The organism is Paraburkholderia sp. BR10937, assembly GCF_040965695.1.
Classification (GTDB): Bacteria; Pseudomonadota; Gammaproteobacteria; order Burkholderiales; family Burkholderiaceae; genus Paraburkholderia.
On the sequence record NZ_JBFRCL010000057.1, the window covers coordinates 1 to 22,534 of the forward strand.

At 56.8% G+C, this 22,534-nt stretch carries 16 protein-coding genes and 8 pseudogenes; 5 read left to right on the top strand and 19 right to left on the bottom strand.

Annotation, left to right across the window (positions count from 1 at the left end):
* Both AB4Y44_RS33435 and AB4Y44_RS33440 read right to left on the bottom strand, forming a co-directional pair.
* A partial coding sequence (locus AB4Y44_RS33435; RefSeq protein WP_368661810.1) for a transposase occupies positions 1-141 on the bottom strand: 141 nt, incomplete at its 3' end.
* Positions 142-204: 63 nt separating this feature from the next.
* Positions 205-306: pseudogene (locus AB4Y44_RS33440) on the bottom strand (IS5/IS1182 family transposase); the annotation flags it as partial.
* Positions 307-1,193: 887 nt separating this feature from the next.
* On the opposite strand from AB4Y44_RS33440, the gene AB4Y44_RS33445 reads away from it, so the two are divergent.
* Both AB4Y44_RS33445 and AB4Y44_RS33450 read left to right on the top strand, forming a co-directional pair.
* Positions 1,194-2,360 (top strand): porin, encoded by a 1,167-nt coding sequence (locus AB4Y44_RS33445; protein ID WP_368661806.1) that lies wholly within the window; start codon positions 1,194-1,196, stop codon positions 2,358-2,360.
* A gap of 528 nt (positions 2,361-2,888) precedes the next feature.
* Complete coding sequence (locus AB4Y44_RS33450; RefSeq protein WP_368701940.1) at positions 2,889-4,175, top strand: cytochrome P450; 1,287 nt, start codon at positions 2,889-2,891, stop codon at positions 4,173-4,175.
* Positions 4,176-4,593: 418 nt separating this feature from the next.
* Here AB4Y44_RS33450 and AB4Y44_RS33455 read toward each other — a convergent pair whose 3' ends face one another.
* The 10 genes and pseudogenes from AB4Y44_RS33455 to AB4Y44_RS33500 form a co-directional block, all read right to left on the bottom strand.
* Positions 4,594-4,797 carry a cold-shock protein gene (locus AB4Y44_RS33455; protein ID WP_069268847.1) on the bottom strand — a complete coding sequence of 68 codons (204 nt, stop codon included), beginning with the start codon at positions 4,795-4,797 and terminating at the stop codon, positions 4,594-4,596.
* A gap of 509 nt (positions 4,798-5,306) precedes the next feature.
* Positions 5,307-6,032: pseudogene (locus AB4Y44_RS33460) on the bottom strand (transposase); the annotation flags it as partial.
* A 236-nt stretch (positions 6,033-6,268) separates the two neighbouring features.
* Entirely contained in the window at positions 6,269-6,496 is a 228-nt protein-coding gene (locus AB4Y44_RS33465; RefSeq protein WP_368701941.1) for a group II intron maturase-specific domain-containing protein, read from the bottom strand.
* Between the two features lie 92 nt (positions 6,497-6,588).
* Positions 6,589-7,206: a reverse transcriptase domain-containing protein gene (locus AB4Y44_RS33470; RefSeq protein ID WP_368701945.1), complete on the bottom strand. Its 618-nt coding sequence runs from the start codon at positions 7,204-7,206 to the stop codon at positions 6,589-6,591.
* 172 nt (positions 7,207-7,378) lie between these two features.
* A pseudogene (locus AB4Y44_RS33475) lies at positions 7,379-7,549 on the bottom strand (IS5/IS1182 family transposase); the annotation flags it as partial.
* Positions 7,550-7,571: 22 nt separating this feature from the next.
* Positions 7,572-9,230 (bottom strand): C2 family cysteine protease, encoded by a 1,659-nt coding sequence (locus AB4Y44_RS33480; RefSeq protein ID WP_368661804.1) that lies wholly within the window; start codon positions 9,228-9,230, stop codon positions 7,572-7,574.
* Positions 9,231-9,561: 331 nt separating this feature from the next.
* Complete coding sequence (locus AB4Y44_RS33485; protein ID WP_368701942.1) at positions 9,562-11,010, bottom strand: TolC family protein; 1,449 nt, start codon at positions 11,008-11,010, stop codon at positions 9,562-9,564.
* Complete coding sequence (locus AB4Y44_RS33490) at positions 11,000-12,343, bottom strand: HlyD family type I secretion periplasmic adaptor subunit (protein WP_368661803.1); 1,344 nt, start codon at positions 12,341-12,343, stop codon at positions 11,000-11,002. The genes AB4Y44_RS33485 and AB4Y44_RS33490 overlap by 11 nt, the downstream gene beginning before the upstream one ends.
* Positions 12,340-14,493, bottom strand: a complete 2,154-nt coding sequence (locus AB4Y44_RS33495) for a type I secretion system permease/ATPase (protein ID WP_069268851.1) — start codon at positions 14,491-14,493, stop codon at positions 12,340-12,342. The genes AB4Y44_RS33490 and AB4Y44_RS33495 overlap by 4 nt, the downstream gene beginning before the upstream one ends.
* Positions 14,494-14,769: 276 nt before the next feature.
* Positions 14,770-15,732: pseudogene (locus AB4Y44_RS33500) on the bottom strand (transposase).
* A gap of 554 nt (positions 15,733-16,286) precedes the next feature.
* On the opposite strand from AB4Y44_RS33500, the pseudogene AB4Y44_RS33505 reads away from it, so the two are divergent.
* The 3 pseudogenes from AB4Y44_RS33505 (at position 16,287) to AB4Y44_RS33515 (ending at position 18,377) form a co-directional block, all read left to right on the top strand.
* A pseudogene (locus tag AB4Y44_RS33505) lies at positions 16,287-17,060 on the top strand (transposase).
* 161 nt (positions 17,061-17,221) lie between these two features.
* Positions 17,222-17,614: pseudogene (locus tag AB4Y44_RS33510) on the top strand (Tn3 family transposase); the annotation flags it as partial.
* A 61-nt stretch (positions 17,615-17,675) separates the two neighbouring features.
* Positions 17,676-18,377: pseudogene (locus tag AB4Y44_RS33515) on the top strand (IS6 family transposase).
* A gap of 39 nt (positions 18,378-18,416) precedes the next feature.
* Here AB4Y44_RS33515 and AB4Y44_RS33520 read toward each other — a convergent pair.
* From AB4Y44_RS33520 to AB4Y44_RS33550, 7 genes and pseudogenes are all read right to left on the bottom strand, one after another.
* The gene (locus tag AB4Y44_RS33520) at positions 18,417-19,013 is read right to left on the bottom strand and encodes a 4'-phosphopantetheinyl transferase superfamily protein (protein WP_368661802.1); all 597 of its coding nucleotides are present in this window, start codon (positions 19,011-19,013) and stop codon (positions 18,417-18,419) included.
* A gap of 329 nt (positions 19,014-19,342) precedes the next feature.
* Positions 19,343-19,582 carry a hypothetical protein gene (locus AB4Y44_RS33525; protein ID WP_368661811.1) on the bottom strand — a complete coding sequence of 80 codons (240 nt, stop codon included), beginning with the start codon at positions 19,580-19,582 and terminating at the stop codon, positions 19,343-19,345.
* A gap of 65 nt (positions 19,583-19,647) precedes the next feature.
* Positions 19,648-19,821: pseudogene (locus tag AB4Y44_RS33530) on the bottom strand (oxidoreductase); the annotation flags it as partial.
* 396 nt (positions 19,822-20,217) lie between these two features.
* Positions 20,218-20,355, bottom strand: a complete 138-nt coding sequence (locus AB4Y44_RS33535) for a hypothetical protein (protein WP_256095096.1) — start codon at positions 20,353-20,355, stop codon at positions 20,218-20,220.
* Positions 20,356-20,382: 27 nt separating this feature from the next.
* Positions 20,383-21,258: an NAD(P)-dependent oxidoreductase gene (locus AB4Y44_RS33540; RefSeq protein WP_069269252.1), complete on the bottom strand. Its 876-nt coding sequence runs from the start codon at positions 21,256-21,258 to the stop codon at positions 20,383-20,385.
* 75 nt (positions 21,259-21,333) lie between these two features.
* Positions 21,334-21,753, bottom strand: coding sequence for a DUF86 domain-containing protein (locus tag AB4Y44_RS33545; protein WP_141710950.1), 420 nt, complete (start codon positions 21,751-21,753; stop codon positions 21,334-21,336).
* Positions 21,754-21,787: 34 nt separating this feature from the next.
* On the bottom strand, positions 21,788-22,528 hold the full coding sequence (locus tag AB4Y44_RS33550) for a thioesterase II family protein (protein ID WP_368661801.1): 741 nt from the start codon (positions 22,526-22,528) through the stop codon (positions 21,788-21,790).
* Positions 22,529-22,534 lie beyond the last annotated feature (6 nt).

The window sequence follows — 22,534 nt, forward strand, 5'->3', positions numbered from 1 at the left end:
CGCCTGCACCCAGTTCGAGATCGTCTGGCTCGACACCCCCAGAATCGCCGACACCGCTGCCAGGCTCTGGCCGGCCTTCACCAGCCGCACCGCCTCCAGCTTGAATTCCAGGGTGTACCGCGCACGCCTCAATTGGCTCATCTTCGTTTCTCCTTGCTGCAGTTTAAACCTCAGCAAGGGATACGTTTTTCAGGGGCAAGCTCAGATCTTCGACTTGTTACGGTTCTTGCGCCACGCCACCTCGTCGACGACGCCCTTGCGACGCGTGCGCTTGTTGGTGAAGTCTAGCGCCTGGCCCAGTTGCGATGGTTGCCGGCCTCGCCTTGCTCAGCCTCGTTGTCGCATCATGATTTACCAGTTCGATACTACCGAAGAACTTCTTGATGTCGAGGCCCAGCGCCCAAGCATAGCCCCCGGCCGCGCCGCCGGCCAACGTCGGGCGCCTGATGCGCGGACCGCCCAGGATGATAGCCGCATGAGTCGTCGTGAAACCACAAGCGATTACAGATATCGCTTGACCACCGTCTGAGCGATGCATTGAGATGTGGGAATTCCAACGGCCTCGTCCCCACACCCTGCCTTCCGGGGGTATGTCAACCTTCGGCACCGGTGGTCTTCGCGGCATGACTGCCGCCCTCGTGAGACGAATTGTTGAGCGCGACTCGTGACAAGCCCCCCGTTTTACACGACTAGTCAAGGACGCTACCGGCTTCACGATCTCTTACGAGGGTTCTTGTTCGAATAGACGCCTCTTCAGCCCATGTCGATTGTCGCGTATTGACCAAATGCTCACAAACGAAATGAGGACTGTCGCACATCGGGCGGTCCGCACGACAATCTTCATCGGATATCAATCCACCTGAAGACGTCGCACTGCGCCTGGTGGCTCCTTTTCGCCGACTAATCTGAGTCGGCACGATCTGTGCTCTGGAAATGTGAAGCGATCTCGCGCTCAACCCGTTTGACACCTTGGACGCCATACAGTAAAGCCTAAGTCGCACAGATATGATCTCCAAAAAATGCAAAGAGGCAACTGCACATATCAACGATACAGTGGCTTTCTTCCGCTGTAGCGCTCTATTTTGGAGCACACCAACATCGGCGCAATCGTGGCAGCACGTCGCAGCGCTGTACAGACAGATGTCGTCGAGCGAAACAGAGCTTCTCACTCACACGCTCCTGGAAATCTAATTATGCGTGGTTGGGAAAGGTCGATATTTCTGGCTTTATTTGGTGCGTCATCCTTGGCTCAAGCACAAGGGACTGTGAATCTCTACGGTGTACTCGACGAAGGCATTATGTACCAAAGCAACGTTGCTGATAGCAAGAGAATTTCGCTTGACTCGCTTAGCGGCCTCATGGGAAGTCGATGGGGCCTGACCGGAAGCGAGGACCTCAGTGGCGGTTTACATGCAACGTTCACCCTTGAGTCAGGCGTAAACCTAAATCAAGGTCAGGCTGGTCAGGGCGGCCTGCTATTTGGTCGTCAAGCCTTCATCGGTATCAAAAGCGACAACTGCGGCGGCCTGACATTTGGACGTCAATACGACATGATCTTCTACTTTCCCGAGCCGCTGACTGCCGAAGCACTGGTCGGAGGCGCGCCGGCGGGACACCCAGGGGATCTGGACAATGCGTCCAACACGGTTCGACCGAATAATTCTGTCCGATACATGAGCCCTGACATCTACGGCGCGAGCTTCGGAATTGAGTACAGCTTTGGTGGTATTGCCGGTAACTTCACATCTACCAGTGGTTATTCGGTAGGTGCAGGTTACGTGAACGGGCCATTGAAACTGGGGGCATCATTCGAGTACTTTAAGAACCCCACCGCAGCGCCAGGCACAGGATTTTTTACTGCTTATTTGAATGGAATCTCTCCTCTTCAAGGTGCTATCAACCGTGGATATGCCTCCGCCCAAGCGTATCAGTCTGTAGTCGTAGCATCCAACTTCACAATCGGCCCCGTCATCGTGGCAGCATCGTTCTCTAATGTTCAATACGCGAATCTCGCCCTGCCTCAGCTGGACGGAACAGTCATATTCAACAACTACGATGTCGGAATAATGTATCGTTTCAGCCAAGCGTGGACAGTCGCAGCATCATACGACTACTTGCAATCGAATGGCATTCAAGACGTTTCGGGACACATACTCGGAAACCAGCACTTCAACCAAGTAACGATTTCAACAGACTACTTTTTATCCAAGCGAACCGACGTCTATTTCGAAATCGGTTGGCAACAAGCATCTGGGACATCGTCTCTTGGGGTTCCCGCTGTTGCGAGCGTCGCGAATGTGGGTGACTCATCCAGCAATCGCCAGATCCTTGCTCGCGCCGCGATCCGTCAAAAGTTCTGAATAGAGCTAAACATGCTGGAATGCAACGACTCACAGCACCGATCGATCCTCCCAAATGACGCGACTGACGCTGCCAGCGTTGGCGAGTCACGCCCCCACTTTCGATGCATGACTAAATTTTCTGACCTTCCTGACATTCCTGATCGGCGTTGCGTCTTATTGGTTAAACTGGCGAAACCATCACACCAATTAATTATCTTAACTTCAACAGGAGACTACAGTCCGCGCACTAATTTGCATACGTTCCGCCGCGTATTCTCAATATCGTCGATATCAAAGAACAATGTTGATATGGATTAAGGATGAAATGAGAAATCATAATATGATAATTAGATACCCCGGACGAAAATTGACAGCCACCACACCAACCACCACCCGCGGGGAGCACCCGCCTGCGATAAAGTTAAATCGATCGGCAAGCACCAACTGAAATGAGCTCTCTACGTTAGCAGACTGGATCATCGCGCGCGTCGACGCTCGTTCGTGTCGCGCGTCCACTAACACGAACCTCCCCTGGACTCAAACAGAATGCAAAAATATGACCTACCAAGAGAAATAGCGAACCGCATCGTCGATCCGAAGTCCCACACGGACATCGATGGCCTCCACGAAATTTACACTTGGGTACGCGCAAACAACCCTGTCGGGAGAGCGACGGCTGCCGGGCATGACCCGTTTTGGGTGATTACAAAACACGCCGACGTCTCTATGATCTCACGGAATAATTCTCTATTCCATAATGGAGATTATTCTGTCGTGTGTCGCCCTAGAGCATCGATAGAGCATATTATGTCCACGACCGGTTCACCGAACATTGTTCGGTCGCTCGTGCACATCGATGGCGAAGAACACAAAAGTTTACGCGCGCTGACTCAATCCTGGTTCATGCCGAACAGTATTCTCAAGCTTGAAGACCGTATTAGATCGCTAGCCCGTGCGATGGTCGCGAAGCTGCAGCAACACAACGGAAAGGTGATCGATTTTTCAGGCGCATTCGCGTCGCAGTACCCACTGCACGTAATCATGGATATTCTCGGTGTCCCTCAGGAGGATTTTCCTCGCATACTTGCACTAACTTACGAGATGTTCGGGAGTGAAGACGAGGAATACACACGCGATACGGTGCGCCAAGGCGACGCGAGCAGTGCGACGGGCAATGCGCTCCTGTCTGTAGTTGACGACTTCAGGGAGTACTTCGAAAGCTTAAACGAAGCGCGCCGGAAGGACCCGCGCAATGATGTCGCGACTTTGCTAGCCAACGCGGTCATCAATGGGCAGCCTATCGATGACGTAACCCGCCTCGGCTATTACGTAATTATCGCTGCCGCAGGGCATCATACAGTGTCGTCGTCCACGTCGGTCGCAATGTGGGCATTGTGCCGCTTTATGGAGTTGCTACCACAGCTTCAGGCAAATCGATCGCTCATTCCACATTTTATCGATGAATGCCTTAGATTCGCATCGCCGGTTCATCATTTCATGCGTACAGCGACTGCCGACACTAATATCCGGGGCCGCAAAATTCGCAAAGGAGATTGGCTGATGTTGTGCTATGGCTCGGCGAATCGCGACGAAGAAGTCTTCCCTTCGCCATTCACATTCAATATTGATCGCAGACCCAACCCACATATCGCGTTCGGTGTCGGCGGCCACGTATGCCTTGGTCGACATCTCGCGCACATGGAGATGCGGATTCTGTTCGATGAGCTGATTCCGAGATTGCAACGCGCTGAGCTAGTGGGTGAGATCGAATACATGGAGTCAAACTTCGTTTGTGGACCGAAACACCTTCCCGTTCGCTGCATGTTGCAATAACACAACCCGCGATATCCGCATGCACGAAACAGCTAGCCGTGTATCGAACGAGCACGTCAATAACAGGGGTGGCATCATATCCGGCATGAGGTGATAGGCCTACACAGAAAGCAGCCCAGGCCCAACCTTCGATCCGGGCGCCATACACGCTGGCTCTATGACATTGACATGCCAAGCTGCGAATTGGACTCTAGAACCGTGCGCATTGCCGGGATTGCATCGCACCCTTGCGTTCGCGATGAGGACAGCTGCCGTATCACGCGCAGCGACCATTCCGCCGCTGTGTCACCTCGGCTATCAACCAGTGTTAGGTTCCAGCTCTCCTCGCCCAGATTAAACGCCACCTACCGGCGGCCACCTGATGCCGCATTGCGCCGATGTCTTCCTTGCTGCCGCGGCATTACCAGAAAGCGCATGGTCAGTGCGGCTGGATGCTTATCGCCTGCCTGCCCTTGGGCCCGTTTTTTGCTTCGAAGGTTACCCTTTGATTATCCTGTAGCGTCTTGAATCCCTCTATCTGGATATCAGAGTAATGCACAAACAGATCGCAGCTTCCGTCGTCTGGCTGAATGAATCCGTACCCTCTTTCATCGTTGAACCATTTAACCTTACCCGTTGCCATTTTCATTTCCTTATCGACGTTTTCTATCAATATAGGATATGCTTAAAGAAAAGTAGCCGACGCACCAAACTCGCAAATTGATTTGCGTCGACCTACCTTGTCCAAATACAGACCATTGCCGCGCGTCGCGCTCTTTAACCGCATATGGCCCCCCAAATCTCCCCTTCCGGACACCCCCGGGTTATGCAGCAGAATCCCCTTCCCGCTGCGCCGCCAGCCAGGCTTACACGAACCGGGTTGGCGTCATGAAGCCAAGCGATGGATGAGATGACTGTTCTACATGCAAGTTTCAACCGGGAATCTTGGTCCGGGACATCGGAGCGCGGCCGCAGTCACACCCCCCTCATTCATTCGCCCTCATTCACTCACAATGAGCGGAATCCACGATCTCTTTGTCTTCACGCAACACGAAACAGAGCTAACGTCAAGAGTGGTGTATGGGCAGCATCGTGACGGTCGATATCAAGCGGCGAGTTTCTGCTGAACCGGTCGATCGTCTTGCACCGAGTCGCCGCCCAGAAGCCCATTGCGCCGTCGCCGACCGCCAGCCAGAGGTCCTGCCTTCAGACCGCGCTTTTTCAGGTCGAGCAGAAGCTCCAGCCACGACGCTTTCGTCTCGCGATACCCATCGCCGATCGCCACACGCTCTTTGCTCCCGTCCGGTTTCACGCCGATGATCACGAGCAAGCATTGCCCATCGGAGTTCTCGCTGCGCAGCCCCGTGTGAATGCCGTCGACCCACCAATAGACATAGTGCGACTCCGACAGATCACGCCGGCTCCAGGCCACATGCTCGTCGGCCCATTGCGCCTTAAGCCGGCTTACCACGTTGGCCGACAAGCCCTTGGCGTCATCGCCTGGCAGCACGCTCAACGCTTCGCTCATATCGCCCGTCGAGATACCCTTCAGATACAGCCAGGGCAGCGCTGCGCTCACGCGAGGCGACTCCTCACGTACGGCGGCCAATCGTCGAATTGAACTTCACGCCCGATCCCGATCGGTCGCGCACCTTTTGGCACCTTCACAGCAATCGGGCCGGCGGCTGTCAACACCTCGCGCTCTGGCAAGCAGCCGTTGCGCACGACGGCGCGCTGCCCGTGCAAAGTCTTGACGTTCGCGAACCGCTCCATCAGTTCTGCCAGCTCCGCTTCGATCGCTTATTGAATCACTTGCTGCGCCCCGTGACGAACCAATTCGTCCAGACCAAGTCCACCGCCTTCAATTCCCCGCCTCAGATCCCCCGTACACCGTGGGTGAGTAGCCCGCGGGAATCGCACCCGCAGGCCCTCTCAGGTAGGGTCGAGAACTGGCGCGCGCACGGTAGGCTCCGGTGGTCTTTCCACCGCTTTCGCGGTGGCCCTCAGTCCGGCTGCCATAGTCACGTTTCCAGCTCCCGCCACGTCGAACGCAGCTTGCGGTTTTCCCGCACTACGCTCTCCTGTTTGCTTCACGTCAAGGTTTATGGGGCCTATCATGCCGGGCGCGCTTTCGGTGCGACGGTACGGCGGACCCTGTAGCCATTAAACAGCCCCAGTTCCTCATACAGCCAACGCCTACTCCACCGCTTCCAGCCGAAGCCCCGTCGGTTCCGGGATCGCCCCATGTGGCGCCGGATCTTCTTTTCCACCCAGTCCCTGATGAAGTTGAAGCACTCGTTGGAGTCCCCGATAGCGAAGTAATGCACCCAGCCCCGCAGCACCGGATTAATCAGTTAGACTACTGGATTTACCGGCTGTGACTGGTATCGCCGGAACACCTCCTTGAGCTTGCGCAGTAACGCCGTACGCTTCTTCAGCTTCGGCGTGTAGTGCGCTCGCCACGCCCTGTCCCGAAGCTGCGGAATTGACGGAAGTCAAACCCCAGAAAGCCGAAGCTCTCCTTGCATCTCAGATCCACGGTGCGGCTCTTCTCCTCGTTCACCTCGACCTGTAGCCTGTCAAACTCCTCCCGTAGTCGTCTGCTTACCGCCCCCAGCAGCCAGTCATGGCGCGGGTGTGCATCGATCAGCACGACGAGATCATCAGCGAAGCGGGCATACTCGACGTAGGTATACTTCCCATTGCGCGTGGCTTCTTTCGCCCGCCCCAGCATCCGATCCACCTCAGTGAGGTAGACGTTACTGAGCAGTGGCGAAATCACCCCGCCTTGCGGAACACCTTGCTTACCCGATGCCGTCAGCATCAGCTTCAGCAAATGCATGGCGTCCCGGTCATTGACCCGACGCGCCACTTTTTCGAGCAGTAGGTGATGCCGCACGGTGTCAAAGTACGCACGCAAATTCAGATCTATGACTCGGGTCTTCCACTGAACAATCGCCGTCGCCACCCGATGCACCGCTTCATGCGTGGTACGCTTGGGACGATAACCATACGAATCCGCATGGAATAGTGGATCGAGGATCGGCTCAATGAGCCCCCGGCGTCATAGTAGTTGTCGCCTCTGAACTTTCTTATCGAGAAGAGTCAGAGGTACGAGTTGAAGACGAAACAAACGTATTCTGTTGAGTTCAAGGACAACCGAGCGCTTGAACCGCACGCTGTACTTGCTCATGAAAAAACACCCCAAATTGTTGGACGGGTGTCGCATGCAGCGCGTCACCGAGCGCTCCCTTCGGCCAGTTCCGATCGAGTTTGCCATCTGTTTTCATGTGGCCGATGGCTGGCTCAATCGCACTGCGGCGTCTGATCATCGCCCGCCATCCGCGCGTGACGCCTCGCCGCAGTCCCGGGTGGTAGACCTTCACACCTTCGATCCACCTTGCGTTTTGGCCTACGCTATATGTGTTGTGTTGTGTTGATTTGCTGATCGACCGAATGCAGCCTCGTATACGCCGCACCCCATTCGGATGATTGAAAATGCAGCGCGCTCATACTGGCGACCAGGCTATTAACCTGACTACCAAGCGTGCCACCGGATGTGGATTTGGCAACGCAATTAGATTCGGGATCTGAAATGATTACTTCGCCGCCCCCACCCTTGTTCCAAAGTTGATCGGCAGACACTTCAAACTGAGTGTCGTATCGATTGTTGCCATTATGGTTTCCCCACGGATTCCGGAGAATAAAATCCCCGGTTGATTGGTCATACCCAAGAACAGAGAACATGTGTTCGTTCACCAGCTCTATCTGGCCTGAAGGATCCGTAGTGTTCTGAGAGCAACCGTACATCACCTCGGTTTTATTATTCAAACCACTGATGATGGATTGCTTCACCGTGTCATCCCACGATGTCTGTGAAAAAGAGGAACACTCATAGGACTCCGCTTGCCTTCCAGTCACAGCCGTGAGGCCAATGTCACAGCCACCGTCAATTGCTTTATATTGATTCGCGAGGCCGTTCATGTGCTGGTATTCTACAAAGGCCTTCTCGAGAATTTGAACCCAGCTATCACAGGAATTTTCCGCAGCATTTTGAGCAACTGCATCATTCACAGTAACGTAAACGGGATTTCCTGGGCCATCAAAGAACCTAACCCCGTAAACCCCGTTGCCATCACTCGTAAACATCGACGCAATTTTGCTCGGCTCATCCTGTGCCACACATGCGAGTGCCGCCATCAGATAACAGTCGCCTACGCGGCCTTGGTTGACATCGTTTGCAGTTGGCGCGCCGCTCGTGCCGAACAACGGGTGCGTAACGTTCGCATAGCTACCGCCAAGGCCCGACAACGATGGGTTGTCGGAACCTAGGAACCATTTATCAATCAGCTCGTTGAACTGGAGCTGACTACTGCCAGGGGCAAGATCGCCCAGCTTGGATGAGGTGTTCTGTCCGCCCGTCCAGTCAACGTTAGCGGCGTTGCCGTTGACCAATGCATTGGTCACATAGGCAAGGCATGACGATTTTCCAAGTTGCGCCGATACTTCTGACGCGTAAGTCTTAAGACTATTCAATTGTGCGTCTGTTAATCCACCGCTTCCAATGGCGCTAGCAACGCTTTGTAAATCTGAAAGTATCGAGCTGTATGTGTATTTTTGCTGTGATTGTGGCTGCGGATGAACGCAGGCGATCTTGTCGTTATATCTGCGCATTTCAAAGCTATCGATCGTATCAGATAGATATGCGGCGACGCAGTTTCGGTATATATCGACTCTATCCGTAAGCTCTGAAAGATGGGTTCTCAAGCCATTGACACCGGTTTGGGCGATATCATCGGTCCTGTACATACGAGTTGATTTTGGAAGCCCGCAATCAATTGACATAGAGTCGAAATCGTTACGAGCGAGCCCCACTGAGTTGGCTTGACCGCCGATCATATCGTTAAAATTTCCAGATCCTGCGCTGATTAATGGGCTCCCAAGTGAATTACGTAACACATCGATATTGTTATCTACTCTACCCTCGATCGTCTCGCCCGTTTTTGATGATTTCGTCAAAAATCCCTGTCTTTCCGTAACGACCAGTTCCCTTCTGCTTCGCGTAATTGACGCCATGTCACCCCCTGAAAAGATCACAAATCACAACACTTGAGGAACAAGCAGGCACGCCTTTCAAACTGCCTACCAACTATTCCGGGCCCCTTCAAACACATGAACGCGCATAGAAGAGAGATCGTGGAGATTGAGTTTCATCTTGCGCTGATATGCCGGAGAAATCGTCAAGAGTGGTGTATGCGGGTCGGTCGCATGATTAGGCGGCCAGCGCTTGAGGAACCGGTGCGCTTTCAATCACCGGGACTCCGTCTTCAAAGGGAATGCCCATTACGGATGGCAGCTGCTCCATAACCACCGCCAGTCCGATGCTTGCGGCAAACTGGATTCCCCGCTAGAACACATGATCTCCTATCGCACTCCGATCAAGTGCGCCGGCTGCCGCCCGCAGCTTCACGCGGTCCGACTCCCATTCGACAACGCTGCGAACTCGCTCCTGCTGAGCGTCCGCAAGTGCCGACTGCACCGATAGCAACTCAAGGATGTTGGCAACGCCCTTGTCGTAGCGCCGCCGCGAAGACGCAACCGCAGAGCGGGCCGCTCGAAGCAGCTCTTTCGCGGCTTGCAATTTTCCTGCCGCGGCGACAGCCTCCGCCTGAGCCTTAATCACGTCCGTTAAAACTTGCTGCTCAGTATCATGGAGCTGGGACTCGCTTTGTTCTGCCTGCGCTTGCGCTCTTCTCACCTTGTATGTGCTTGAGAACCCATCAAAGAACGGAATCGTCACAGTGATACCCACAGTTGTTGTATTACTGTGAATCGCCTGCATCCCTTGGTTCTGGTAACCGTTCTGAAAAAAGTTGCCCACGAGGTCAATAGTCGGTAGGCCTTCGGACCGTGCGACCTTCACCTCCGCCCGCGCGGCTTTCCACTGCTCGCGGGCCGCGATAATCGCTGGATGCCGCGTGGCAGTCTCCTCGAGCCAGTAATTCAGGTCTTCCACAACATGAGATGTCGCCGCGTCTTCCAATCCTGCGAGCCTCAGTTCGGTTGAAGGAGCTACCCCGAGAAAATAGAGCAAAGCTCCATTCGATACGCGATCGTCCGCGGCAGCCTGCTGTTCGGCGAGTTTCGCCTTGGCAAGGGCCGTGGCGGCTTGCAAGCTATCGCTTTGCTCAGCCACGCCCATTCGCTGCCGGCGTTCAACGGCCTCATAGGTTTGTTGAGCCATCGAGGTAGATTCGGCGCGCGCCGCTAGCGTCGCCTGAGCCATCTGTGCGTTGAAGTAAGCCTCCACAATGTCCGACATCACCTTTTGAATCGACGCGTCGTGGCTAGCCAAAGCGGCCTGCAATGAACGGTTTGCAGCTTCGCTGCTCGCAGCGCGCGCGCCAAAGTCGAACATTCGCCAAGCCACGCCCGCACTCAGGGTATGCCCATTTGCGGTTGAGCTAGAAATAGGCGAGTCAGGGTACTGTGTCCGGGTACGTAAGGGTGATACATCTGCCGACAGCGTTGGAAGATAGGACGCCCGTGCTTCGCCGACCGCCGCGGCTTGCGCTTTGATTGCGGCAAACGAAGCACCGATCTGTGGGTTGTTGCATAAACCGATGTCGACTGCGCCGGCCAAGGTCAGCGGCCGTGCGAGATCGATGGCGGCGGGACATGTAACCGCCGGCGTTCCACTTTGTAAAATGGCACCATGACTGAGCAGGGGCGGTCGGGTCAGCAGCGGGTCTTCCAGAAGGTCCGGTACGCCAGAGCTATGGGCGCGTGCGCCGACGAATAAGCCAAGCAGAATCACTATTCCGCGCAGCCGGCTGCTCGCTCTCTTACCGTTCATGCAAACTCTCGCGGGATTCCTCAATAAGCGGTGACAAAACATATTCAATGACTCGTCGCGTTCCAGTTTTGATTTCGACACTTACGCCCATACCAGGCGTCAGGGCAACGGATCGGCCATCAATTTCCATCGTCGGTCGATCCAGCATCACCTTTACGGAATAAATCAGCCCCCGCTTCTCATCCTTGATAGCGTCGTGTGAAACATGGGTCACACGCGCAGCAACAGTGCCGTATTTTATGTATTCGAAGGCATCGATCTTGACAGCCGCGCTTTGTCCCTCCCTGACGAAACCGACATCCTTACTTTCGATAAAGGCTTCGACCTCTACCTTGCTCTTGGTGGGAACTAGCTTCATCAAAGGCACAGCCGCCGGGACCACTCCTCCGATAGTATGTACAGCCAGTTGCTGCACAGTACCGTCCACAGGCGCAACCAGTTTGAGAAGGTCGCCGTGCGCTTCGGCGCGTGCAGCATCCTTCGTAGCATCATTGAGCACCCGCTCCGCGTCGTCCAGCGCATCGAGTGCCGTCTTGCGCGTTTCCGCAATCAAAACCGCTCTCTGGTTTCGCGCGTCAATAAGTTGAGCCTGGAGGTCGATACGCTCCTGCTTCTTCTTGAGATATGCATCGCGTGACACGTCGTCTTCTTTCGACAGCTGCGCGTAGTCCCGCTCGCGCTCTACTGCCAACGGAAGCGCCGCTTCAGCGTGGCTGATCTCTCCCTCCAATCGGCGCCGCTTGGCGACATAGTCATGCCACTGCCCGTTCAAGTTCTGTTCGGTTTCATGCCAGCGCTCACGCGGAACGCCCGAATTCGGCGCCAGAACAGGCGGCCGATCGCTGTCAACCGCCGCAATCAAAGCGCGTGCACCGGCAGCGTGCGATGCAGCTATCGCTGCACCGCCGCGAGCCTTTTCTAGGTCGCTGTCCACAGTGCGCGAATCGAGTTCAACGAGAACGTCGCCAGCGTGAACCGTCTGACCTTCCGTGACGTGCAATGCTCGCACGCGAGCGACCTCAACTGACGCAAGAGCCTTGCTGTATCCTGATGGAATCACCTTGCCGACGGCATTCACAACTATGTCGACATGCCCCAGAATTGACCACGTGATTGCGACTACAATCCACAGAATTAAGATCTTTGCCACCCAGCGGCCAGTTGGCGAGACCGGTTTTTCCTGCAACGATAGAGCTGCAGGCGAAAACTCCGCCTCCTCGGAGTTCAGGTCACGTGGTGTAAGTGCGCGTCTCTCCCGCCACGCGTACGCGAAATGATCGCGGTACCTGCGCCACAGTTCACCCCATGCCTGCCATTGGTGACGCAGATTCACGCCATGCCCCCCTGCTGCAGGCTGTACAAGTGAGCGTACATTCCCTGCGGGATCTTGAGGAGCTCTTCGTGACTGCCGACCTCCGCTATCTGGCCGCGCTCCATTGTCACGATGCGATTCGCCCCACGGACGGTTGATAGTCGGTGCGCGATGATCAGCACAGTGCGCCCACGGCAGATGCTTCGCATGTTTTTGTGAATGATCTTCTCCGATTCATAGTCCAATGCGCTCGTGGCCTCGTCAAAAATCAGGATTCGCGGATTGGGAAGGAGCGCACGGGCAATCGCAACGCGTTGCCTTTGCCCGCCCGACAGACCGGTGCCGTGCTCGCCTACCATCGTGTCGTATCCTTCTGGCAACTGGCAAATAAACTCATGCGCACCGGAAAGGCTAGCCGCTGCGATGATCGCATCCAGAGAGGCGTTCGGCATTGACAACGCGATGTTGTCTCGTATCGATCGATTGAATAGCATGTTTTCTTGCAGCACCACTCCGATTTGCTGGCGCAATGAAGCGGTTTCAATCGTAGCAATATCGTGACCGTCAATTAGTACACGCCCGCTTTCCGGGATGTAGAGCCTTTGTGCCAGCTTCGTAAGCGTGCTTTTTCCCGAACCCGAACGACCAACAATTCCAATCACCTCGCCCGGCCTGATGGACAATGAAACTCCGCGAATGACTTCCGGTGCATCGGGCCGATAGCGGAACACAACACGGTCGAATTCCACCGCACCGGTCAGCTTCGGCAAGCGCGACTTGCGGCCGACGACCTCCGTGCGAGCGTTGAGGATGTCGCCTAATCTTCCCATTGAGACGCCTACCTGCTGGAAATCATTCCATAGTTGCGCTAGGCGCAAGATTGGGTTGGAGACCTGCCCTGCCAGCATATTGAAAGCAACCAATTCACCTACTGTCATCTTTTGGTCTATCACGAGCTTCGCGCCCCACCACATGATGGCTACGTTGACTAGCTTACTTATCAGTGTGACCCCGCTATTGGCGATGGCCGCGACGTTATTGACAGACAGCCCCGCGGCTACATAGGCAGCTAGCTGTTTGTCCCACTTCTGAGTCCAGCGGGGTTCGACGGCCATCGCCTTGACGGTATCAATCCCACTGATCGTCTCAACCAGAAACGATTGGTTTTCGGCGCTGCGATTGAACTTGGCATCAAGTCGGTTGCGAATGATAGGCGTGCACACCATTGATAGCAGTGCATAGAGCGGAATCGAGACAGTCACAATTAACGTTAGCGCTCCGCTGTAAACCATCATTACAGCAAAGAATACGATCGAAAAAATCAGATCCAGCACTAATGTCATGGCGTTGCCGGTCAAAAAACTTCGGATATTTTCCAACTCCCGTACGCGCGCCACTGAATCACCAACCCTGCGAGTATGAAAATACGTTAGCGGCAAGCCTAACAGGTGGCGGAATAGCCGAGCTCCGAGTTCAACGTCGATCTTGCTGCTGGTATGAGCAAATACCCAGTTTCGAATTGCAGTCAAGGTCACTTCAAAGAAGATCGCAGAAATGAGCCCAATCGCGATCACATTCAACGTCTGCATCGCATTACTGACAAGAACCTTATCCATTACGGCCTGAAAGAACATCGGCGTGACAAGGCCGATGATTTGCAATACTAGGGATATCAATAAAATTTCGCGCAGCAGACTCCGATATTTTACGATCGCAGGGATAAACCACGTGAAGTCGAACTTGGCCAGGTTTCCGGTAAAACTAGCTTTGCTGGTGCAAAAAATTAGCTTCCCGGACCATAACCCGATGAATTCATTCAATGGGAGGATAACTGGTGTGCTACCCGGCCGTTGCATGACCATTCGCGGCTCTTCCCCACTAGTATCGTATTTTCCTGCGATGAAATACTGCCCGTCGTTGTCGATACCGATGGCTGGCAACGGAGCGCGATCAATTCGGTCCACGGACTGATGCACCAGCTTTGCTGTCATGCCGATTTCCTTGGCCGCCAACAGCAGCAACTGGTTGCCAAAGACGTTGTTCCCAAATTGGTGGCGCAGCTGAGATTCATCAACCGGAAGGCCGTGCAACATCGCCATCATGATGAGGCAAGAAAGCCCAGAGTCTTGGCCGGACGGCACGGCGTGCAAAGAAGCGTCTAATTTTGTCATCTTGTAATGTCAGTAGACATTCGGCATGGTGGCTTTGACACTTTTGAACACTCCCCTATTGCATTGCCGCAATCCTTGCCGTTGTCGTGGTTTGCGTGCCAGTGTTAGCCGCATTCCTTGTGCGTGTACGCAGTCCCCGTGATCCGTCCAGACAAGGGTCGCGGGTTCGTGGCAGGCACACGCTCCGCAACCGTGTTGGGTGCTCGCGCAAAAACGCCGGCTGTAACTGCAGCGCCGTTGAGATTTGATTTCGTGTTCAATCGTCATTCATAGGACTTACGCAAAACGCATGGTTACGGACGGATTTCTGAGTTCGCGGCGGAGGAAATCATCGAGCAGTTCTGCTTGACTTGGTAGAGCGTGCGCCCGGTCTTGCGCGCGATATCGGCCAGACGGACCCATACGAGTACCGCGCTCGCGATATGGTTGCGCTGGATGCCGGCCTTTCGGCACTGGCAACGCTGAAGACCCGTGAGCTGCTTGAGTTCGCGGTTTAACTGCTCGACCTTCCATCGCAGGCCACACGCGTCTTGTGTCGCCGGCAAAGAATCCTGGGTGAGCTCGTTGGTCACGACCCAGTCCGTGCGGTGTGTCGACACCTCTACCCGGAACAGTTTCACCTTGTGATGTTTCGGAAAGCCCCTGATCTTGATCGTCTTCGTGCGCGAGAGAATGGGCGTCCCATTGCAGCGAATCAACATGCCGGTATGGCAATTCACCTTCGGAGTCGTCGACCAGCCGGTTACTGCGCAGCGGGCAGTAGTACGTCCTCCAAAGCGATTCGATGAACAGCATCATATCCATGAGCACGCGGCGAAACGGCAGGTTTTTGTGATGAACCACGTTGGTCAGCATGTCCAGCACGTGATCGAGTTTGGACCTGCCGTCGCCGTCCGGATCGTAAATACGGTAATCGATAATCCAGTATTCGCCGCTCTGCGGATTCACGTACACACAGTTCACCACACCGATGCCCTTGATGAGGCCGTGGGCGTTGCCGCTGTATTGCCGCCGCACGAGTTCGATCTTGTGCGAGAAGTCCTTGTCGGTCACGGAATCGTCGAATACGATGCAGCCGTCTTCATGCGCGACGAGCTGCCCACGCACGTTGTCCCACACCAGGCGCAGCGTCATGTGCTCCCGTCGCAAAAAACGGTTGATGGCATCGTGGCTCATGTTGTCAACGTGGTCGGCGAAGTTGGTCAGCGTGCAGTTGGTCGAGACATAAAGGCGCAACACTCGACGCTGCGTAAGTCCTAATTCAATCCACTCATAATGGTCCGCGAAAAGCAAACGCAAAACTTGGGCCAACGCCATCACATGTGCATCGGTTGCTAATGGTTTCAAGCGCGGCCGCAGTCCAAACCCAATGCTCTGCAATGGTTTGAGCCTTGCGAGGTGACGCGGTAAACGCGCAGCCAGATCGCAACCGGTTCGCGCGGTGGCCATCCGGTGAGCATATGCACGTGGTAGGCGTACGGCTGAAGGTCGCTGGCGCTGAATGCGAGCACGACACAGCCAACGGAGTCTGGCCATCTCGACGTGAAGTGTCGAATTTCTTCCAATCGGGCCGACGGATGTAGGCAATGTGGGGTTGCGGACAAACGGTGTCAGAGCCAGAGGGGCGGTCGCCCGTGATGGTCTGATGTGATGGACGACTCCCGCGACGGTGTCAACGCCGATTGAAATCTGACCCCTAGACATCATGTATGGACCTGCCGCACCTCAAGGTACGCGGATTAAGCTTGAGGTGGGCTACACCGCGGCTCAGAGCCGCATTGAGGGGGCAGGTCATGAACAAGTTTAGCAAGTACGTGGGCCTGGATGTACATCAGGAAACGGTTGCCGTGGCGGTCGCCGACACGGCCGGCGAGCTGCGGTATATGGGCGAGATCGTGATCACGCCCGAGGCCATCGCGAAACTGGTGGCACAGGTCAGGCGCGGCACGGGAAGGTTGTCGTTCTGCTACGAAGCCGGCCCCTGCGGCTACACAATTTGCCGACAGCTGCGTGAGCTCAAGCAGGACTGTCAGGTCGTGGCGCCGTCGCTGATTCCGAAGAAGCCGGGCGAACGTGTGAAGACCGACCGGCGCGAGGCCCTAAGCCTGGCGCGCCTGCACCGAGCCGGCGAGTTGAGCCCCGTGTGGATTCCGGATGAGGCACAGGAGGCGCTGCGCGATCTGCCCCGTGCGCGGGAGGACATGAAGCATCTGCAACGCCAGGCCAAGCAATGGCTGCCGTCGTTTCTGTCGCGCCATGGCTATCGCTACATGGGCCGCTCGAGGTGGACGCAAGCGGACGGGCAACAGCCATGTGCGACGCATGCTGGTTGAAGCAGCGTGGGCCTACCGACATCCCGCACGAAAGACCGCAATCCTGCAGCGGCGCGCAGAGCGTACACCGCCGGAGGTCCAGGAGATCGCGGCGCAAAAGCGGCTGTGTCAGCGCTTTCGAAACCTGATGGCACGCGGCAAGCTCAAGAACCAATCTGTACCGCCATTGCGCGCGAACTCGTAGGCTTTATCTGGGCAACCGGGCAACACGTCGCCCCCCTCAGTTGGGCTTAGCCAGCATGAGAGGTTAGTTGAGCACGCAACAGGATGTTTGGGCTAGGACCAGGCAACGGTGAGAGAACCCTCTTGGCAACACTAGGAGGTAACTGGAAACAGCACAACCCTCAAATCTAGATTGAGGCAGCTCCCCGACGTTTTGTTTGTCATGCGGTAACCAACCCACGCATATCAGAATGATCAACCGTCGGATACCCTACGCGAAACTGTCGTGGCTGCAGGCGTGGCACATCCGGGATGAGACCTACTCACAGGCGCTCGCTGAACTCGTCAACGCACAGTTCGCCCTTCCGTTCGCCGCCCACTGGGGCGATGGCACCACCTCGTCATCCGATGGGCAGCGCTTCCGTGCGGGCAACAAGGCCGAGAGCACGGGACACGTGAATCCGAAATACGGCGCCGAGCCCGGACGCATGTTCTACACGCACATCTCCGACCAGTACGCGCCGTTCTATCCGAACCTCGTGAACGTCGGTGTGCGCGATTCGACCTATGTACTCGACGGACTGCTGTATCACGAGTCGGATCTGCGCATCCAGGAACATTACACGGTTCTGTTGCAATAGCGGAGGCTGGTATGCTGCGGGACCTTACAGGATGATGTGAACGACAATGAAAGCGCTGAGTCCAGCGCTAGCCAAAGTGCTGAAGCGGTTGCACTATCCGCTCGAGATAATGTTGGTGTACGTGCGTTGGTACGTGGCCTACCCGCTGAGCCTGCGCAATCTCGAGGAGATGATGTCGGAACGCGAGATCGCGGTCGATCATTCGACCGTGCACCGGCGGGCCATCAAGCTTTTGCCGGTGCTTGAAAAGGCGTTCCGCCGCTGCAAGCGCCCGGTCGGCAAGAACTGGCGGATGGACGAAACCTATGTGAAGGTACCGGGGTACATGGAAGTATCTCTACCGCGCCGTCGACAAGGCCGGCAACACGGTTGACTTCCTGCTGCGAGCCAAGCGGACAAGGAGGCGGCCCGACGGTACTTCGAGAAGGCCGTCGATCAGAATGGCGCGCCCGAAACGGTAACCATCGACAAGAGTAGTGCCAATCTGGCCGGGCTGCGCGCCGTGAACGCCGAGCGTGAGACGCCCATCAAGATCCGCCAGGCCAAGTATCTCAACAATATCGTGGAACAAGACCATCGGGCGATCAAGCGCCGTACCCGACCCATCTTGGGATTCAAGGAATTTCATTGTGCCCGCATCTTGTTGAGCGGCATTGAACTCATGCATATGATCGCCAAGGGGCAGATGGAAGACGCAGGCGAACTCAAGCCATCGGCCGCCCGGCAATTCTACTCGCTGGCGATGTAAGCAATCCTCATCATATCGTTATCGTTCGCCCAAATCGTCTTACCGCGACAGAACCCCTGGCCACAGCACAGAAAAATCGGCGAGCCCGGCTCCGACACTCCCGTGCGCCTTGAGAAATGCCTCGTTCGCGACCCAGACGTCAAAGAACTGGTCGCGTCGCTTCTGGTGCGGCAGCGCTGAAAACGCAGCGCGATCCGACTCACCCAGCACCCTATCCTGCAGGGTTTCCCAATTCAGCGACGCCGAACATTGCTCGATGTCGACGCCGACCCGGCGGCAATGCGACCAGGCAACGAGCGCAAAAGCACCGCTATGAGAAACGTTGAAATCGATCGTCGAGCCGGGACAGTTGCTGAGAAATGGCCGACCCATGGCTGACCGGGAGAAGTCAAGATCGCTATCACTGAAACCAACCTCTCGCGCAAGATGCGCCCGGAGCATGGAACGCGTAGCGGCGAACCGCACTGCGTCGCGCTCATCGCAGAAGCGACGCGCAGACCGAATTTCGTCGCGCGATAGCGCCGGAAAAGTCAACGTTCTCGGGGATTTTTCGAATTCGAGACCGGCAAGCAGTACGCGAACATCGTCGGGCACACCTACGCCTGTTTCGCGCCGGCAAAGAAACTGTTGATACATGGGCGTGTCACTCCAGGCCAGAACATCTCACGCATCCCATTGGTCGCTTCGAACCTCTTTCGAGCAGCAATGCGGCCTGCACATCGCGAAGCCGTCCGTAACGGACATGCCGGGACTCGCCGCGTTTTCGCGGATACCCGGTGGCCTGTCCCGTTTCGCGAGCTTGTTGCACAAGCTGAATCCTGCGGGGGAAGCAACCAGCCGGACGCGCATCGCTGCGGGACTACGACCTCGCGACGTCCCGTCCGTCATGTCTCCCGGCGACATCTCTCGCCAAGCCCGGTCAACACCGAACGCTTCCCAAAGGCATGGGACATCGACCCGACACATCACCCCGATCTGGGGTCCGCCTTCAGATTGACTACCGTCCTGCCATGCCCCCGCCCTTTTGCCAGCTCGTCCGCAGCATCGACGAGCTGTTCGAGCGATATCTCGCGAATCATGCTGTCGAGCTGTGAGCCTGGCACGCATTCCGAAAGCCGCTCCCACGCTTCGACGCGTCGCGGCGTGGGACAGCGCACCGAATCGATGCCAACGACGTTGATCGCGCGCAGCAGAAAGGGAAACACAGTGGTTTCAAGTTCGGTCCCACCACGAGTCCACAGACCGCCACATAGCCGCCGGATGCGAGCCGTGCAATCGCTGACGACAGCACGGGGCCGCCAACGGTATCGATGACACTCGCGAACAGTTCGAACATCATGCCGTGACGCCCGGGCTTGCACGCCACCGCGTAATCTCCGCGGCCGATGGTCCGGGCCGCGCCGAGCGACCTCAGATAGCTTTCGTGCTCGGGCCGCCCGGTCATTGCGACGACGCGATAGCCGAGTTGTGAGAGGATCACGATCGCGAAACTACCGACGCCCCCACTCGCGCCTGTCACGAGAATCTCTCCGGCCCGCGGGACGGACGTCGTGCGGTTCCAGAGCGAATGCGCAAAGCATTGACGTGAACCCGGCGGTGCCGATCCCCATCGCCCGCCTTGGCGTGAGACCAGGCGACAACGGGACGAGCCAGTCCGACTGGACGACCTGTGTCAAACCGCCCCAGTGACGCTCGCCTATCCCCCAGCCTGTCAGCACGACTGCGTCGCCCGGCTGGAGCCCGGGGCTGGCCGACGTCGCGACAACGCCGGCGAGATCGATGCCCGTATCGCTGGAAACGTACGAATAATCCCGCGATTGGCAATCGCCATCGCGTCCTTTTAGTTGACGCTTGAGTAATGGACGTCGACGACGACATCGCCGTCCGGCAGATTGTCGACGTTCAGCCATTCGATTGACGGTAGGACGCCATTGTCCGTTTCCTTCAGCATCAGTGCCTTGAGTCGGGATGTGCTCATTGTCATTGTGGTTCGCGCCGTGAAACGTCACGGCGACGCGATCTGTTTGGCGAACATGTCGGCAGAGCGCATGCCCGGCAACGCATCGACGAAGAAGTCCGCCTGCAAGGGCGCGCCCGCCTGCATGTCATAATGGGCGAAATCGCGCACGCCTGCGGCAAGCAGTACCTCGTCGTCGATGAAAAACCTGCCAGTGCATGTGGCTGCCGGCTGCGTGAGAATCGCGTACGCGGCGTCGGCAACGATTTCAGGCGTGCGCGACGCCGCGATCATGTCCTCGCCACCGAGCACGTTGCGCACCGCCGCAGTCGCAATCGTCGTTCTGGGCCACAGCGAGTTGACGGCAATTCCAAGGTCCGCGAATTCTGCCGCAAATGCGAGCGTGAACAGGCTCATCGTGTACTTTGCGATCAGGTACGGCGGGTAGTCACGAAACCACCTTGGGTTCGTCGACAACGGTGGCGACAGTGTGAGGATATGGGGATTTGACGACCTGCGTAGGTGCGGCACGCACGCCTGTACGCAGACAAACGTGCCGCGTCCGTTCACGCCATGCATCAGGTCGTAGCGACTGACAGGCGTGTCGAGTGTGCCGGTCAGGCGAATCGCGCTCGCGTTGTTGACCACGATGTCGATCCCGCCGAACGCTGCAACTGTCTCATCGACAACTGCCTGCACCCGCGCTTCGTCGCGGATATCGGCGACGAGCGGCAACGCATGGCCACCTGCGTCCTCAATTACTTTCGCAGCCGTGTAGATCGTCCCTTCGAGATGGGGATGTCGCGTCGCGGTCTTCGCGGCGAGCGCAACATTGGCACCGTCGCGGGCTGCGCGCACCGCGATCGCGAGACCGATGCCGCGACTACCCCCCGACATAAACAACGTTTTTCCGGCAAGGTTCATGACTGCTCCTTTCGCCTACGTCTGCGTCCGTGTTGGACATCGTGCTACACAGGGTACGGTGATGAGAATGATCCGTCATGCGGCCCGTTCATCCCGTTGCGCTACGGCTTTCAGGTCCGGACGCGGGCCGGGCAATGCACCGCGGTCCACGGGCATTCCATCGATCTCTGGAACATGCTTGCGCATCGCCCGCTCTAGTTCTGGCACACTACGCCGCACTGCGAGCCAGACGAGCTTCCTCAACCGTTCCGGGTTGCGCTGGTGCATCAGGTAGTCGACGCGCGCGCCGATCAGCCGCCACGGAAAGTCCGGTAACCTCAACCGGTACTCTGGACTGAGACAGGTCCATGTGTAGCCGATCATTTCAATGTTGCGCACGACAGCGTCCTGCATCATGTTCGACGCCATGAATGCGCGACGGCCCTCCCGTGTATATTCGCGAATGCGCCGGAGCCGGTGCTTCATTTCCTTTAGGTACTGTAGATCGTCGTCCATTTGCGCCCCCTCCCGCGTCACCATGAAGCTCCGCTCATTGCAGGTCGGCGGGCAAGCCAAGCATTTGCCGCGAAATCGTATCGAGCAATGCCGACTGCGAATCGCGCAGATAGAAGTGGCCGCCCGGAAAGACACGCACTGCCGCGACGCGCTCGACCCCCCTCCAGCGCTCAAGTTCGGCGGCACGCACAACAGGGTCGTCTGCACCGCCGAGTACGGTCACCGGACAGCGTAGTTGCACCACGGCGGGCCGGTAAGCATCGAGCAGCGTCATGTCGGCGCGCAACACGCGCACGAATTCCTGTGCGAATTCGGCGTCGCGCAACAGCCCGTCGGGCAGGCCGCCGTATCGCGAAACCGTCTGGAGCAACTCCGTGTCCGTCACCTGGTTCACGAAACGTCCCGGATGCGGCGCAGGTTTAGGCAGCAGCCACGACGACACGAACAGATGCACGGGCGCGCACGTGAGCCGCATCGCCACCTCGAACGCGATCGCCGCCCCCATACTGTGTCCGAACAACGCAAACGGTCGGCAAAGATAGGGCTGCATCGCCGCTGCGACCTCGTCTGCAGCCTGGTCCATGCGAGTATGCGGAACCTCGTCGAGCCGGCTCTCGCGCCCCGGCAACTGGACAGCGAACACATCGATCGCAGGTTCGAGGAGGCGACGCCAGCCGCGAAATGCCGACGCGCCACCGCCGGCATGCGCAAAACAGAACAGCGACAGCCGCGCTGTCGTCGTCGGGGTCGCCGAGGGGAACCACCGCGTCGTCATTACGGG